This is a genomic window from Metapseudomonas phytobenefica (assembly GCF_043392685.1).
GTDB lineage: Bacteria > Pseudomonadota > Gammaproteobacteria > Pseudomonadales > Pseudomonadaceae > Metapseudomonas.
This window is the reverse complement of the sequence record NZ_JBHZGM010000011.1, coordinates 112,140-127,165: the sequence shown is the minus strand read 5'-3', so window position 1 is coordinate 127,165 and position 15,026 is coordinate 112,140. Positions and strand designations below refer to the sequence as shown.

Below are 15,026 nucleotides of genomic sequence, written 5' to 3'. Positions count from 1 at the left end.
ACGGTGCGGCAAGTCGGGTAGAATGCGCGCCCTGATCCTGGAGGCCCCGCAATGACACTGCTCAAGTTCACCGACGTATCCCTCGCCTACGGCGCCATGCCGCTGCTGGATAAGGTGTCCTGGCAGATCGCCCGGGGCGAGCGCGTGTGCATCATCGGACGCAACGGTACCGGCAAGTCCAGCCTGCTGCGCCTGGTCAAGGGCGACCAGTTCGCCGATGACGGCGAGATCTGGAAGGCGCCGGCGCTGAAGATCGGCGAGTTGCCGCAGGAACTGCCGCCCGCCGACGAACGCACGGTGTTCGATGTGGTAGCAGAAGGGCTGGCGGAGGTCGGCAAACTGCTGGCCGAGTATCACCACCTGAGCCTGCATATCAATGATGAGAATGACCTGACGCGCCTGGCGCGGGTCCAGCAGGATCTCGAAGCTCGCGACGGCTGGCGCTTGCAGCAGCTGGTGGAGAGCACCCTGAGTCGTCTGCAGTTGCCGGCGGACAAGACCCTGGCTGAGCTTTCCGGTGGTTGGCGCCGGCGTGTCCTGCTGGCCCAGGCCCTGGTGGCCGAGCCCGACCTGCTGCTGCTCGACGAGCCCACCAACCATCTGGACATCGGCGCCATCGCCTGGCTGGAGGAAGCCCTGCTGAGCTTCAACGGCGCGGTGCTGTTCATCACCCACGACCGTTCCTTCCTGCAGAACCTGGCCACCCGCATCCTCGAACTGGATCGCGGCAACCTGATCGACTGGAACGGCGACTACGCCAGCTTCCTGGTGCACAAGGAACAGCAGTTGGCGGCGGAAGAGACGGCCAACGCCCTGTTCGACAAGCGCCTGGCCCAGGAGGAAGTCTGGATTCGCCAGGGCATCAAGGCCCGCCGTACCCGCAACGAAGGCCGGGTGCGTGCGCTCAAGGCGATGCGTGTCGAGCGTTCCGAGCGCCGTGAGCGCCAGGGCAAGGCGACTATCCAACTGGAAGCCGCGGAGAAGTCCGGCAAGCAGGTGATCGTGGCGGAGAATGTCAGCTTCGCCCATCCGGGCGGTGAGCCGCTGATCCGCGATTTCAACCTGGTGGTGCAGCGCTCCGACCGAATCGGCCTGCTGGGTGCCAACGGTACCGGCAAGACCACGCTGCTCAAGCTGCTCTTGGGTGACCTCCAGCCCACCAGCGGCAGCATCGAGATCGGCACTCGCCTCGAAGTGGCGTATTTCGACCAGTTGCGTCACCAGCTGGATTTGGAAAAAACCGTCATCGATAACCTCTCCGAAGGCCGCGATTTCATCACCATCGATGGCCAGAGCCGCCACGTGCTGAGCTATCTGGGGGACTTCCTGTTCAGCCCGCAGCGCGCCCGCACGCCAGTGAAGGCGTTGTCCGGTGGCGAACGGGCACGACTGTTGCTCGCCAAGCTGTTCAGCAAGCCGGCCAACCTGCTGGTGCTGGACGAGCCGACCAACGACCTGGACGTGGAAACCCTGGAACTGCTCGAAGAGGTGCTGCTGAACTTCCCGGGCACCGTGCTGATGGTCAGCCACGACCGGGCCTTCCTCGACAACGTGGTCACCAGCACGCTGGTGTTCGAAGGGCAGGGCCGCGTTCGCGAGTACGTCGGCGGCTACCAGGACTGGCTGCGCCAAGGCGGCTCGCCGCGTCTTCTTGGCGTGGGTGAAACCCGTGAGGCAAAGGTCGAGGCGCCCAAGGCGGCGGAGCCTGCTCCTGTCGCGGTCGAGGCGCCCAGGAAGAAGCTGAGCTACAAGCTGCAACGTGAGCTGGAGGCCATTCCCGGGCAGATCGAGGCCCTGGAGGAGGAACTGGCGAAGGTGCAGGCGGAGGTTTCCGATCCGGCCTTCTATCAGCGCCCTGCGGAGCAGACCTGCGTGGTGCTGGAGCGCATGGACGAAATGCAGAAGGAACTGGATCGCCTGATCGAGCGTTGGGCGGAGCTGGAAGACAGTTGAGGAAGTGAGCCGGAGCGCCCATGGCCATCGAATACCGCATCAACCTGGATGATCTGCACGAGTTCAGCTACTGCATCGAGCTGGAGCGCGTTTACGACGCGGAGCGTGCGAGCGCCGCGCCGAAGTGGACGCGCCTGGAGCACCAGCAGTGCAGCAACTGCCCGCTCAGCAAGGATGCGTACAGCCACTGTCCGGCCGCGGTCGACCTGCACCGTGTGATCGAGGATTTCCAGGGGCTGCCGGCTTTCAGGAAGGTTCAGGTTTGGGTGCGTACGCCGGAACGCGAATACGCCAAGGTGGCGGGCCTGGAAGAGGGCTTGCGTGCCCTGCTCGGGGTGATCATGGCGACCAGCGCCTGCCCGGTGCTGGGCAAGCTCAAGCCGATGGCGCAGCAGCATCTGCCGTTCGCCAGCAATCAGGAGTTCATCCTGCGGGCGGTTTCGCTCTACCTTGCCCGGCAGTACTTCAATCTCCGGGAGGGGCGCCACGCGGACTGGGAGCTGAAGGGGCTGGTGCGCTTGTTCCAGCAGTTGCAGCTGGTGAACCAGGCCTTCTGGCAGCGCATCCACGATACCTGCGAAGGCGATTCCAATCTCAAGGCCTTCCTGACCTTCTTCTCCATGGCTTCCAGCATGACCTACTCGCTGGAAACCCAGTTGCAGAAGATCCGGCCCCTGCTGATGAGCGCGGGCGAAGGCTTCGATTGAAGCCCGCGCCCGGCGCTTCGCTTCTATTTATTCAGGTTTCTTCAGGCGCACTGCCAGCACGTCGCAGGGTGCGCCGTGGAGAACGTCATTGGCGGTGGAGCCGAGCAGCAGGGCGAGGCCATGGCGGCCATGGCTGCCGACCACGATCAGGTCGCAACCCTGTTCCTCGGCCAGACGGTGGATTTCCTGCCGGGGCTGGCCGTAGGCCAGGTGACGCTGGTCGGCAGTGAGTTCGGAGTAAGCGCCGGCGAAGGTCTGCAGGCGCTCGCGGGCCTGTTCGAATTGCTGTTGCTGCAGCATGGAGAGGTCCATGGGTACATCGCCGCCGAAGGCCATGGCCATCGGTTCGACTATGTGCACCAGCGACAGCTTGGCCTTGTTGGCCTGGGCCAGCGCCTGGGCACGACGCACGACCGGATGGCATTCATCGGTAAGGTCGACGGCGACCAGAATGTGCTGGTAGGGCATGGGGTGACTCCTCCTTAAGATTTCACATATTCACAAGTATGGCTGTCCGGAACGTTTAACACAGGCTTTTGCGCGGAGATAACCTTTATGACTTTCTGGATTGTCATGTTGCTCCTTCTGGTAGTGCTCAGCCCGCTGGTCTGGCTGGTGCCTTCGAAGGGGCAGCGAGGCCGCATGGAGCTGCGCATGCAGGCGCGGCGAATGGGGCTGGCCATGCAGCTGTCGCGCCAGGAGTGGCCCCACTGGCTGGTCCAGGAACCGCCGCATTCCTGCGCCCAATATCATCGGCCACGCCTGCGCGGGCGCGAGGCCTGGTGTTACTGGCAGAGCGAGCCCGGCAAGTGGCTGAACCAGTGGCGCGAGCCTTGCGAGGACGCAGCGGTGCTGGCCCATCTGGCGGGCTTGCCGAAGGATGTCTACAAGGTGGAAGCCAGTGCGCAGATGGTCGCTCTCTACTGGGGCGAGCGGGGCACGGCCGAAGACCTGCAGCGCATCGCCGACGCGCTGAAGGCCCTGGCCTGAAGGTTGGGCGCAACGTTGTCGGCGCCGCGCCGGGTGCCGGCGGTTCAGCTCTGGACTGCCGCGTAGCGCGCGGAGACGTCCTCAAGACCTTCGATGATGCGGTCCGAGTACTTGTTAATGAGGAACGGAACGCTGTTCTCGTTGTAGTTCTTCAGTGATTTTTCGATATAGCGCCATTTGGTGCTGATGCCATCCAGCGCCCGGCGGATTTCCGGCGTGTTCTGCGGCGCCTGTTCCAGGCTGGCCAGCCGGGTGGCGAAGTCACCGGCCAGTTCGTCGATGGCCTTGCCGCCGCTGCCCCCCATGAAGCTGCCGCCGATGGAAGCGCTGCGCGAGGCGTAATCCACGGCGATGGTCTGCATCAGCAGGCTCTGGTCGCGGCTGCGCTGGGTCAGGGGTGGGACCTGGAATGCGCCCTCCTGCTGGATGTTGGCGTAGAGCTCGCTGGCGAGGTCCAAAAGGCGCTTGTTGCGGGCGGTCAGGTCGGCTATCGGTTGCAGGTCGGTAAAGCCCTGCTGCTTGAGCGTGCTGACCAAGCCGGTCAGTTCGCCGTTGTAGCTCTGCCATTCCTGCGCCAGCTGGGTGCGCAGGACTTTCGAGGTTTCGCCCGGCATCTCGCCCAGCTCCTTCAGGAGGGCATCCGCTCGCTGCACCGACTCATCGATCAGGCGCGCGTAGCGCTGGTCGCCTTCCATGCTGTTGTACATATAGAAGTCGCCGAGACTGCGCTGGGCTGCCAGGCGCATCTGGTGCAGCTTGAGGAGGCTGTCCGCCGGGGAGGTCTGAGTGGAGGCGAAAACGGGAAGGGTGAGCAGGGTACCCAGCAGAATGGCAAGCAGGCGGCTCGTCATGGGGGCGTCTCCGTGGTCCATTGGCCTTGATTGTTGTTGTTCTGGCGCTCGAATTCTGGCGGCTCGAGTGGCTCGAATGTACGCGTGGGGCAGGCAATTTGCCAGCGGCCTGCCGAGGGCATTTGCGCCAATCAGTGGCGATCGTGATAGGTCGCGATCACCCGCGTGAATTTCTGCCGCCCATCTCGCCAGATGGGGCGCGAGGCCATTGGCAGGGCGTTTCGAACGTGGCCGGGCGGTCACGTTGCGAGATTGACAAGCGCCGACTTTTCCCTGAATCTCCGCTCACCCAAATCAAACGGGCGTATGAATCAAGCGTTTGTCTTGTGCGGTGATTCTAGCCATACAGCCCGAATATCGTATCGGCGGGTGCGCCCTACCGATCGGGACTATGCTCCGGCTGCGCCGGGAGGCGAGTCCACCGGTTGGCTCCGATGCGTACAGTCCAGTTTCCCAAACCGTGGAGATCAGTTGATGATTTACGAAGGTAAAGCCATCACGGTTAAGGCTCTTGAGGGCGGTATCGTCGAACTGAAATTCGACCTCAAGGGTGAGTCCGTCAACAAGTTCAACCGTCTCACCCTGAACGAACTGCGTGATGCAGTCGCAGCCATCAAGGCCGATGCTTCGGTCAAGGGCGTGATTGTCAGCAGCGGCAAGGACGTCTTCATCGTCGGCGCCGATATCACCGAATTCGTCGACAACTTCCGGCTGCCCGACGAAGAACTGGTTGCCGGCAACCTCGAAGCCAACAAGATCTTCAGCGCCTTCGAAGACCTCGAAGTCCCCACTGTTGCAGCCATCAACGGCATCGCCCTGGGTGGCGGCCTGGAAATGTGTCTGGCAGCCGATTACCGCGTGATGAGCACCGCAGCCAAGATCGGTCTGCCGGAAGTCAAACTGGGCATTTACCCGGGCTTCGGCGGTACCGTGCGCCTGCCGCGCATCATCGGTACCGATAACGCCATCGAGTGGATCGCCTCCGGCAAGGAAAACCGTGCCGAAGACGCCCTGAAAGTCGGCGCCGTCGACGCCGTGGTCACTCCCGAGCTGCTGCAGGCTGCCGCCCTGGACCTGGCCAAGCGCGCCATCTCCGGCGAGCTGGACTTCAAGGCCAAGCGCCAGCCCAAGCTGGAAAAGCTCAAGCTCAATGCCATCGAACAGATGATGGCTTTCGAGACCGCCAAGGGCTTCGTCGCTGGCCAGGCCGGTCCGAACTACCCCGCCCCGGTAGAAGCCATCAAGACCATCCAGAAAGCGGCCAACTTCGGTCGTGACAAGGCGCTGGAAGTCGAAGCCGCCGGTTTCGTGAAGCTGGCCAAGACTTCGGTTGCCACCAGCCTGATCGGCCTGTTCCTGAATGACCAGGAGCTGAAGAAAAAAGGCAAGCAGTACGACGAAGCCGCCAGGGACGTGAAACTGGCTGCCGTGCTCGGTGCTGGCATCATGGGGGGCGGCATCGCCTACCAGTCCGCCTCCAAGGGCACTCCGATCCTGATGAAGGATATCCGCGAAGAGGGTATCCAGATGGGTCTGAAGGAAGCTTCCAAGCTGCTCGGCAAGCGCGTCGAAAAGGGCCGCATGAAGCCCGAGCAGATGGCTGAAGCCCTGAACGCGATCCGTCCGACCATGTCCTATGGCGATTTCGGCGACGTCGACATCGTGGTTGAGGCCGTGGTCGAGAACCCGAAGGTCAAGCACGCCGTGCTGGCTGAAGTGGAAGGTCACGTTCGTGAAGACGCCATCATTGCTTCCAACACCTCCACCATCTCCATCAGCTACCTGGCGCAGGCCCTGAAGCGTCCGGAGAACTTCGTCGGCATGCACTTCTTCAACCCGGTGCACATGATGCCGCTGGTGGAAGTGATCCGCGGCGAGAAGTCCAGCGATGTGGCGGTTGCCACCACCGTTGCCTACGCCAAGAAGATGGGCAAGAACCCGATCGTGGTGAACGACTGCCCCGGCTTCCTGGTGAACCGCGTGCTGTTCCCGTACTTCGGTGGCTTCGCCAAGCTGCTGGAACTGGGCGTCGACTTCGTCCGCATCGACAAGATCATGGAGAAGTTCGGCTGGCCCATGGGCCCGGCCTACCTGTCCGACGTGGTCGGCATCGACACCGGCCACCACGGTCGCGATGTAATGGCTGAAGGCTTCCCGGATCGCATGGCTGTCGAAGGCAAGACTGCCGTCGACGTGATGTACGAAGCCAACCGCCTGGGCCAGAAGAACGGCAAGGGCTTCTACGCCTACGAAATGGACAAGCGCGGCAAGCCGAAGAAGGTCTCCGACCCGGTCGCCTACGAAGTGCTGAAGCCGATCGTCAAGGAACAGCGTGAGCTGACCGACGAAGACATCATCAACTTCATGATGATCCCGCTGTGCCTGGAAACCGTACGCTGCCTGGAAGACGGCATCGTATCGACCGCTGCCGAGGCCGACATGGGCCTGATCTACGGCATCGGCTTCCCGCCCTTCCGTGGTGGTGCGCTGCGTTACATCGACAGCATCGGCGTGGCCGAGTTCGTGGCAATCGCCGACAAGTACGCTGACCTGGGCGCGCTGTACCACCCGACCGCCAAGCTTCGCGAAATGGCCAAGAACGGCCAGAAGTTTTTCGGCTAATTGAGCGAGAGTGAAGAATATGAGCCTGAATCCTAGAGATGCAGTCATTGTCGACTTCGGCCGCACCCCGATGGGTCGCTCCAAGGGTGGCATGCACCGCAACACCCGTGCCGAAGACATGTCGGCACACCTGATCAGCAAACTGCTGGAGCGCAACACCAAGGTCGACCCGGCGGAAGTCGAGGATGTGATCTGGGGCTGCGTGAACCAGACCCTGGAGCAGGGCTGGAACATCGCACGCATGGCGTCGCTGATGACCCAGATCCCCCACAGCAGTGCCGGCCAGACCGTCAGCCGTCTGTGCGGCTCCTCCATGAGCGCCCTGCACACTGCCGTGCAGGCCATCCAGACCGGTAACGGCGACGTGTTCGTGGTGGGTGGCGTGGAGCACATGGGCCACGTTGGCATGATGCACGGCGTCGACCCGAACCCGCACATGTCCCTGTATGCCGCCAAGGCGTCCGGCATGATGGGCCTGACCGCCGAAATGCTCGGCAAGATGCATGGCATCAGCCGCGAAGCCCAGGACCAGTTCGGCGTGCGTTCGCACCAGCTGGCCCACAAGGCCACCGTCGAAGGCAAGTTCAAGGATGAAATCATCCCGATGCAGGGCTACGACGAGAACGGCTTCCTGAAAGTGTTCGACTTCGACGAAACCATTCGTCCGGAGACGACGCTGGAAAGCCTGGCCGGCCTCAAGCCGGCGTTCAACCCGAAAGGCGGCACCGTGACTGCAGGTACGTCCTCGCAGATCACCGATGGCGCTTCCTGCATGATCGTGATGAGCGCCCAGCGTGCCCTGGACCTGGGCATCCAGCCGATGGCCGTTGTGCGTGCGATGGCGGTTGCCGGCGTCGATCCGGCGATCATGGGTTACGGCCCGGTGCCGTCCACCAAGAAGGCGCTCAAGCGTGCCGGCCTGACCATGGATGACATAGACTTCGTCGAGCTCAACGAAGCCTTCGCCGCCCAGGCCCTGCCGGTGCTGAAGGACCTCAAGCTCCTCGACAAGATGGACCAGAAGGTCAACCTGCACGGCGGCGCCATCGCCCTGGGTCACCCGTTCGGCTGCTCCGGTGCCCGTATCTCCGGCACCTTGCTGAACGTGATGAAGCAGAACGGCGGTACCTTCGGCCTGTCCACCATGTGCGTGGGCCTCGGCCAGGGCATCACCACCATCTTCGAGCGCGTGTGAGTCTTCCGGGCGCGCAAGACAGATGAAGAAACCGGGGCCCCGTGCCCCGGTTTTTGCTTTTATGTGGAGATACTTCGTAGGAATTTTCATGCAAGGGCTGGCTTCATGCCGAATCACACGGCACCATGCGCAACCTTTGCGGGATAGCCTGCATTCATCACAGTGAGGCAACCATGAGCCTGCAACCGGGTCTCTATCGTCACTACAAGGGTCAGCAGTACCGGGTCATCGGCATTGCGCGGCATTCCGAGACGGAGGAGGAGCTGGTGGTCTACCAGGCGCTCTACGGCGAATACGGCCTCTGGGTGCGTCCGCTCAGCATGTTCACCGAAACGGTTCAGGTGGACGGCGAGCAGATTGCGCGCTTCGCTCTGGTGAGTGCCGAACCGGACCCGTTCCCACAGCCCTGAGGGGCTTGGGGCAGCCAGGCGCGCGCTTGACCGCGTTGCGCCGGCCACTATATATAGCGGTGCCGCGACAGGCGGCTCCCGCCTTTTACATATTTCATTCAGGAACACACCGATCCATGGGCAAATCGCTGGTCATCGTGGAATCCCCGGCCAAGGCCAAGACCATCAACAAGTACCTGGGCAACCAGTACGTGGTGAAGTCGAGCATCGGCCATATCCGTGACCTTCCCACCAGCGGTTCGGCCAGTGCCGCCAAGGAACCGGCCAAGCGCGGCAAGACCGCCGGCGAAGCACCGGCCCTGTCCGCCAAGGAAAAGGCCAAGCGCCAACTGGTCGCGCGCATGGGCGTCGACCCCGATCATGGCTGGAAGGCGAAGTACGAGATCCTTCCCGGCAAGGAAAAGGTGATCGAAGAACTGCGCCGCCTGGCCAAGGATGCCGACACCATCTATCTCGCAACCGACTTGGACCGCGAAGGGGAGGCCATCGCCTGGCACCTGCGGGAATCTATCGGTGGCGATGACAGCCGCTACAAGCGCGTGGTGTTCAACGAGATCACCAAGAAGGCCATCCAGGAGGCCTTCTCCCAGCCCGGCGAGCTCGACATCAACCGCGTCAACGCCCAGCAGGCGCGCCGCTTCCTCGATCGCGTGGTGGGCTACATGGTCTCGCCGCTGCTCTGGCAGAAAATCGCCCGTGGCCTGTCCGCCGGCCGTGTGCAGTCGGTGGCGGTGAAGCTGGTGGTGGAGCGCGAGCGCGAAATCCGTGCCTTCGTACCCGAAGAGTACTGGGAAGTGCATGCCGACCTCGGCACTGCGAAGGGCGCCAAGGTCCGCTTCGAAGTGGCCCGGGAGAATGGCGAAGCCTTCAAGCCGCTGAACGAGGCCCAGGCCATGGCGGCCCTGGAGAAGCTCAAGGCTTCCAGCTACACCGTGGCCAAGCGCGAGGACAAGCCGACCTCCAGCCGGCCGTCCGCGCCCTTCATTACCTCCACCCTGCAGCAGGCCGCGAGCAACCGCCTGGGCTTCGGGGTGAAGAAGACCATGATGATGGCTCAGCGCCTCTATGAGGCCGGCTACATCACCTATATGCGTACCGACTCGACCAACCTCTCCGCCGACGCCATTGCCATGGTGCGTGGTTTCATCGAGGGCGAGTTTGGTCAGAAGTACCTGCCGTCCAAGGCGAACGTCTATTCCAGCAAGGAAGGCGCCCAGGAGGCCCACGAGGCGATCCGTCCGTCCGACGTCAATCTGCGGCCGAACCAGCTGTCCGGCATGGAACGTGATGCCGAGCGCCTATACGATCTGATCTGGCGCCAGTTCGTGGCGTGCCAGATGCCGCCGGCCGAGTACCTGTCCACCAGCGTCAGCGTTGCTGCCGGCAAGTTCGAGCTGCGCGCCAAGGGCCGCATTCTCAAGTTCGACGGTTACACCCGCGTCCTGCCGCAGCAGAGCAAACCGGGCGAGGACGACGTCCTGCCGGAAATGAGCGAGGGTGAACTGCTTGAGCTGCTCAAGCTCGATCCCAGCCAGCACTTCACCAAGCCGCCGGCGCGCTACTCCGAGGCCAGCCTGGTCAAGGAGCTGGAAAAGCGCGGCATCGGCCGTCCATCCACTTACGCGGCGATCATCTCCACCATTCAGGAGCGTGGTTACGTCACGGTGCACAACCGTCGTTTCTACGCCGAGAAGATGGGCGACATCGTTACCGAACGCCTGAATGAAAGCTTCGCCAACCTGATGGACTACGGCTTCACCGCCAGCATGGAAGAGCACCTGGACGACGTTGCCCAGGGCGAGCGTGACTGGAAGCATCTGCTCGACGAGTTCTACGGCGACTTCAAGAAGAAGCTGGAACTGGCCGAAGGCACCGACAAGGGCATGCGTGCCAACCAACCGACGCTGACCGACATTCCCTGCCGCGAGTGCAGCCGTCCGATGATGATCCGTACCGCCTCGACCGGTGTGTTCCTCGGTTGCTCGGGCTACAGCCTGCCGCCGAAAGAGCGCTGCAAGGCCACCATCAACCTCGTGCCGGGCGACGAAATCGCCGCGGATGACGAGGGTGAATCGGAGTCCCGCGTGTTGCGTGGCAAGCATCGCTGCCCGATCTGCGCGACTGCGATGGATGCCTATCTGCTGGATGAAACCCGCAAATTGCATATCTGCGGCAACAATCCGGATTGCTCGGGTTACGAGATCGAACAGGGCCAATACCGCATCAAGGGCTATGAAGGTCCGAGCCTGGAGTGCGACAAGTGTGGCAGCGAGATGCAGCTCAAGACCGGGCGTTTCGGCAAGTTCTTCGGCTGCACCAACGCCAGTTGCAAGAACACCCGCAAGCTGCTGAAGAGCGGCGAGGCTGCGCCGCCGAAGATCGATCCGATCCGCATGCCGGAGCTGAAGTGCGAGAAGGTCGACGACATCTATGTGCTGCGCGACGGCGCATCTGGCCTGTTCCTGGCTGCCAGCCAGTTTCCGAAGAACCGGGAAACCCGTGCGCCGCTGGTGCAGGAGCTGATCCCGCACAAGGATGAGCTGGACGCGAAGTATCACTACCTGCTCGACGCGCCGAAGAAGGACCCCGAGGGTCGTCCGGCGGTGATTCGCTTCAGTCGCAAGACCAAGGAGCAGTACGTGCAGACCGAGGTGGACGGCAAGCCTACCGGCTGGCGCGCATTCTTCGATGGCGGCAAGTGGAAGGTCGAAGACAAGCGCTGACCGACTGCAGCGCGCCCGGCACCGGGCGCGCATATACTGCCTGAATCACCTGTGGAGGGTGCCGTCATGGCCCACGAGCTTTATACCCGCACCAACCAGAAGATCTTCTTCGCTGGCTTGTCGCTGGAATCCTGGCGCAAGGCGGAAGAGAGCAGGGCGATGAACGCTCAGGCGCTGGTGCAATCCGCGCGGGAAGCATCGCTCTTCCATCTCTACGGTGCGTTGCTCGGCTTGTGCCATGAGATCGCTGGTTACTACCGTCTTCCGGAGGCCAACGCTCCGCGCGTCGAATCACTGCTGACGCAAGACGTGCTGGCGGCCGCCCCCAGCCCTGAGTTGGCCGAACTGGTGGAGCTCGCCCAGCAGAGGGAAACCTGGCTGGCTGAACTCCTTGCAGCCTATTCCGCGCTGTTCCAGCCGCCGCAGGCGCCCAGGCAGGCGAAGGTCAATCCGACCTTGCCGCTGATCACTGCCGTCAGCGTGGAAGAGGATGCGCCGCCGCTGTCGCGGGAGTGTCTTGAGTCGTGGAGGCAGAATCTCAAATCCCTCGCCTTGCGCTTCCGGGAAACGCTCAGCGAGTGCTGATTTGATCGACGGGCTAGGGCGTGCTGGCGGCTCGCTGGTACAATGTCCGCTTTCGTGGAGATATGAACCTATGCCAACGTCCTTTCTGGAAATAGTCGAATTGCCTGACGGGCGCATCATCCTGCGCCGGGCCGAGGACGAGGAAGCGTTGGTGACGCTGGATTTCTCCGCTGACGCCAAGGCGTTCCTTCAGGGGCACCATCTGGAAGTTGCCAAGGCCATGCTGAATGTTGGCGTTCAGATGGCTGGTCGTCTGGCCGAAGGTGATATGGACCATCACGAAGGTCCGCGCGTCCTGCATTGATCTCCGGAACCGGATCTTCCGCTGATTCGGTTGCCGTCTGATGTCACAGGGCCCAGGTCTTCCCAGGCCCCGACGCTCAGTCAACCCAACAGGATATTCAGGCTCTGTGCGCCACCTTGGCGTGCGGCGTGGGCCAGTCGTTGCCTGGCTTTCTGCCCCAGGCGCAACCAGCTGACGACGGTGTGGCTACGGCCCAGTCGCAGGGCCTCGCAAGCCAGTTCCAGGGCGCTTTGCTCACCGCGTGGTTGCAGGATCAGGATGCGTTCCCGATTGAGTCCGGATTCGCGCAGCCAGTCGCGGGTCAGGCCGGCGGGAGCACCGATCAGCGTCAGCCAGCGCGCGTCCTGCTCCTCGCTCAGTTCCCGCAATACCGAGGCCAGGAGGTTCCGGCAGTGCCCGGTGGCGCCGCGCAGGGATAGTTCGCTGAATGCTTCCGGCTCTTCCGGGAGCGGATCTTCGACCACATCGGTCAGCATCGGTACCACGGGATTGGCCAGGATGGCATCGTGGAACAGTGGGAGCTGGGACCGGCCAAGCGACTGCGGGAACTGCATAACGCCTCCTTTAGCGGCGGATCACGCCGACACTCAAACCTTCGATCACCAGGTCCTGTTCATCCAGGTTCACTTCTATGGGGGCGAACTCGGGGTTTTCGGCAATCAGCCAGACCTTGTCGCCTTCACGCTTGAAGCGCTTGACGGTGACTTCCTCGCCTAGGCGGGCAACCACTACCTGTCCATTGCGGGCTTCGCGGGTGCTGTGTACGGCCAGCAGGTCGCCGTCGTAGATGCCGATATCCTTCATGGACATGCCGCGAACGCGCAGCAGATAGTCGGCGCGAGGGTGGAAGAAGTCGGGGTTGATGCGGCAGGATTCTTCGATGTTCTGTTGGGCCAGGATCGGCGCGCCGGCAGCGACCCGGCCGATCACCGGAAGGCCATCGTCTTCGTTGCTGTGGCCGGGTTCGAATCCGGGGATGCGAATGCCGCGGGAGGCGCCCGGTGTCATCTCGATTGCGCCCTTGCGGGCCAGGGCCTTGAGGTGCTCTTCGGCGGCATTGGGGGACTTGAAGCCGAGTTCCTGGGCAATTTCCGCGCGGGTCGGGGGGAAGCCGTTGTCTTCAAGGCAGCGCTTGATGAATGCGAGAATCTCGGCTTGGCGTGGCGTCAGTTTCAGCATGGTGGCGCTCTGTCTTTTTATACAGTGACTGGAATTATATACAGTGATCCGACCTTGGCAACGCTTCTTTTTCAGGGAGGGTAAGGACAAGGGTCGACCAATGGTCGGGAAGATCCGCTGGCTCGATGAGTGACCACTGCGTCAGATAATGGTGGGCACGGCTTGACAAGTTGGCGGGCTGAAACGTATGTTTCAAACAAGTGTTTGTCAGGCGGAGGAGCCATGGCCCAGTCGGAAACCGTAGAACGCATTCTGGATGCTGCGGAACAGCTGTTCGCGGAGAAGGGCTTCGCCGAAACCTCGTTGCGCCTGATCACCAGCAAGGCCGGGGTCAACCTGGCAGCTGTGAACTATCACTTCGGCTCGAAGAAGGCGCTGATCCAGGCGGTCTTCTCGCGTTTCCTCGGTCCGTTCTGCCAAAGCCTCGAACGAGAGCTGGATCGCCGCCAAGCCAGGGCGGAGAGCAAGGCCAGCCTCGAAGAACTGCTGGAAATGCTCGTCGAGCAAGCCCTTGCAGTAAAGCCCCGCAGCGGTAACGACCTGTCCATCTTCATGCGTCTGCTCGGACTCGCATTCAGTCAGAGCCAGGGCCACCTGCGCAAGTACCTCGAAGAGGTGTATGGCAAGGTTTTCCGCCGCTACATGCTGCTGGTGAACGAATCCGCGCCCAAGGTGCCGCCGCTGGAGCTGTTCTGGCGCGTGCATTTCATGCTCGGCGCCGCGGCGTTCAGCATGTCGGGGATCAAGGCGCTGCGGGCGATGGCGGAAAACGACTTCGGTGTGAACACCTCCATCGAGCAGGTGATGCGGCTGATGGTGCCGTTCCTGGCCGCCGGCATGCGCGCCGAAACCGGAGTCACCGACGAAGCGTTGGCCAACGCGGTGCTCAAGCCGCGCAACAAGGCACCGGCCGCCCCCGCCAAGGCTTAAATCCACTTGGGCGCAGACTGGCTGATCGGCTAAGCTTGCGGCCCATGCAAAACCTCGATTTCCTGCATATCTCCATCGCCGACCAACAGCTCTATGGCTTCGCCAAGGGGCAGTTGGTGCTGCGCATGCCTGTTTCCACCGCCCTGAATGGCGCGGGCGAAACCAGTGGCTCCAATTGCACCCCCCGAGGATTGCACCAGATCCGTGCGCGAATTGGCGACGGCTTGCCCCTGGGGGCTGTTCTGCGTGGGCGGCGCTGGACCGGTGAGGTCTGGAACGCCGAATTGCACGAACGATTTCCCGGAAGGGACTGGATACTCACCCGCATCCTCTGGCTGAGCGGTTGCGAGCCTGGCCGCAATCGCCTCGGCCAGGTGGACAGCTTCCGCCGCTATATCTACCTGCACGGTACGCCAGATACTGAACCCATGGGGGTACCGCTATCCCATGGTTGCATTCGTCTGCGCAACGCCGACGTGCTGGAACTCTTCGATCGCGTGCCCGTCCACTGTGCGGTACGCATAGACGAAGCGCCTTGCCCGGACTGGGCTGCGGCACAACTCTCTTAAGGATTTTC

Annotated in this window: 15 protein-coding genes; 11 read left to right on the top strand and 4 right to left on the bottom strand. The window is 62.5% G+C overall.

Features of this window, described 5'->3' with window-relative positions; genetic code table 11:
• The first annotated feature begins 51 nt into the window (after nucleotides 1-51).
• Nucleotides 52-1,953, top strand: a complete 1,902-nt coding sequence (locus ACFW0B_RS11820) for an ATP-binding cassette domain-containing protein (RefSeq protein WP_449148273.1) — start codon at nucleotides 52-54, stop codon at nucleotides 1,951-1,953.
• 20 nt (nucleotides 1,954-1,973) lie between these two features.
• The gene (locus ACFW0B_RS11815) at nucleotides 1,974-2,660 is read left to right on the top strand and encodes a DUF6901 family protein (RefSeq protein WP_449148271.1); all 687 of its coding nucleotides are present in this window, start codon (nucleotides 1,974-1,976) and stop codon (nucleotides 2,658-2,660) included.
• 27 nt (nucleotides 2,661-2,687) lie between these two features.
• Here the strand turns inward: ACFW0B_RS11815 and ACFW0B_RS11810 are convergent, their stop codons facing one another.
• Entirely contained in the window at nucleotides 2,688-3,128 is a 441-nt protein-coding gene (locus tag ACFW0B_RS11810; RefSeq protein WP_449148269.1) for a universal stress protein, read from the bottom strand.
• An 87-nt stretch (nucleotides 3,129-3,215) separates the two neighbouring features.
• Between ACFW0B_RS11810 and ACFW0B_RS11805 the strand changes: the two genes are divergently transcribed.
• Nucleotides 3,216-3,650 carry a hypothetical protein gene (locus ACFW0B_RS11805; RefSeq protein ID WP_449148267.1) on the top strand — a complete coding sequence of 145 codons (435 nt, stop codon included), beginning with the start codon at nucleotides 3,216-3,218 and terminating at the stop codon, nucleotides 3,648-3,650.
• Between the two features lie 44 nt (nucleotides 3,651-3,694).
• Here the strand turns inward: ACFW0B_RS11805 and ACFW0B_RS11800 are convergent, their stop codons facing one another.
• Nucleotides 3,695-4,501: a hypothetical protein gene (locus tag ACFW0B_RS11800; protein WP_449148265.1), complete on the bottom strand. Its 807-nt coding sequence runs from the start codon at nucleotides 4,499-4,501 to the stop codon at nucleotides 3,695-3,697.
• Nucleotides 4,502-4,975: 474 nt separating this feature from the next.
• Between ACFW0B_RS11800 and fadB the strand changes: the two genes are divergently transcribed.
• From fadB to ACFW0B_RS11770, 6 genes are all read left to right on the top strand, one after another.
• Nucleotides 4,976-7,123 carry a fatty acid oxidation complex subunit alpha FadB gene (gene fadB, locus ACFW0B_RS11795; protein WP_449148263.1) on the top strand — a complete coding sequence of 716 codons (2,148 nt, stop codon included), beginning with the start codon at nucleotides 4,976-4,978 and terminating at the stop codon, nucleotides 7,121-7,123.
• A 19-nt stretch (nucleotides 7,124-7,142) separates the two neighbouring features.
• Complete coding sequence (gene fadA, locus ACFW0B_RS11790) at nucleotides 7,143-8,318, top strand: acetyl-CoA C-acyltransferase FadA (RefSeq protein WP_449148261.1); 1,176 nt, start codon at nucleotides 7,143-7,145, stop codon at nucleotides 8,316-8,318.
• Between the two features lie 173 nt (nucleotides 8,319-8,491).
• Nucleotides 8,492-8,728: a DUF1653 domain-containing protein gene (locus ACFW0B_RS11785; protein WP_449148259.1), complete on the top strand. Its 237-nt coding sequence runs from the start codon at nucleotides 8,492-8,494 to the stop codon at nucleotides 8,726-8,728.
• Nucleotides 8,729-8,844: 116 nt separating this feature from the next.
• A complete protein-coding gene (gene topA, locus ACFW0B_RS11780) occupies nucleotides 8,845-11,451 on the top strand; it encodes a type I DNA topoisomerase (protein WP_449148257.1) in 2,607 nt (868 codons plus the stop codon).
• A 66-nt stretch (nucleotides 11,452-11,517) separates the two neighbouring features.
• Nucleotides 11,518-12,036: a DUF6586 family protein gene (locus ACFW0B_RS11775; protein WP_449148255.1), complete on the top strand. Its 519-nt coding sequence runs from the start codon at nucleotides 11,518-11,520 to the stop codon at nucleotides 12,034-12,036.
• A gap of 70 nt (nucleotides 12,037-12,106) precedes the next feature.
• Nucleotides 12,107-12,340: a hypothetical protein gene (locus ACFW0B_RS11770; protein WP_151133013.1), complete on the top strand. Its 234-nt coding sequence runs from the start codon at nucleotides 12,107-12,109 to the stop codon at nucleotides 12,338-12,340.
• 80 nt (nucleotides 12,341-12,420) lie between these two features.
• Here the strand turns inward: ACFW0B_RS11770 and sulA are convergent, their stop codons facing one another.
• Together sulA and lexA are read right to left on the bottom strand one after the other, a co-directional pair.
• Nucleotides 12,421-12,894, bottom strand: a complete 474-nt coding sequence (sulA, locus tag ACFW0B_RS11765; RefSeq protein ID WP_449148253.1) for an SOS-induced cell division inhibitor SulA — start codon at nucleotides 12,892-12,894, stop codon at nucleotides 12,421-12,423.
• A 10-nt stretch (nucleotides 12,895-12,904) separates the two neighbouring features.
• Nucleotides 12,905-13,519, bottom strand: a complete 615-nt coding sequence (lexA, locus tag ACFW0B_RS11760) for a transcriptional repressor LexA (protein WP_449148251.1) — start codon at nucleotides 13,517-13,519, stop codon at nucleotides 12,905-12,907.
• 222 nt (nucleotides 13,520-13,741) lie between these two features.
• Here lexA and ACFW0B_RS11755 point away from each other — a divergent pair, with 222 nt between their 5' ends.
• Entirely contained in the window at nucleotides 13,742-14,449 is a 708-nt protein-coding gene (locus ACFW0B_RS11755; RefSeq protein ID WP_449148249.1) for a TetR/AcrR family transcriptional regulator, read from the top strand.
• Nucleotides 14,450-14,493: 44 nt separating this feature from the next.
• Nucleotides 14,494-15,018 carry a L,D-transpeptidase family protein gene (locus ACFW0B_RS11750; protein WP_449148247.1) on the top strand — a complete coding sequence of 175 codons (525 nt, stop codon included), beginning with the start codon at nucleotides 14,494-14,496 and terminating at the stop codon, nucleotides 15,016-15,018.
• Nucleotides 15,019-15,026 lie beyond the last annotated feature (8 nt).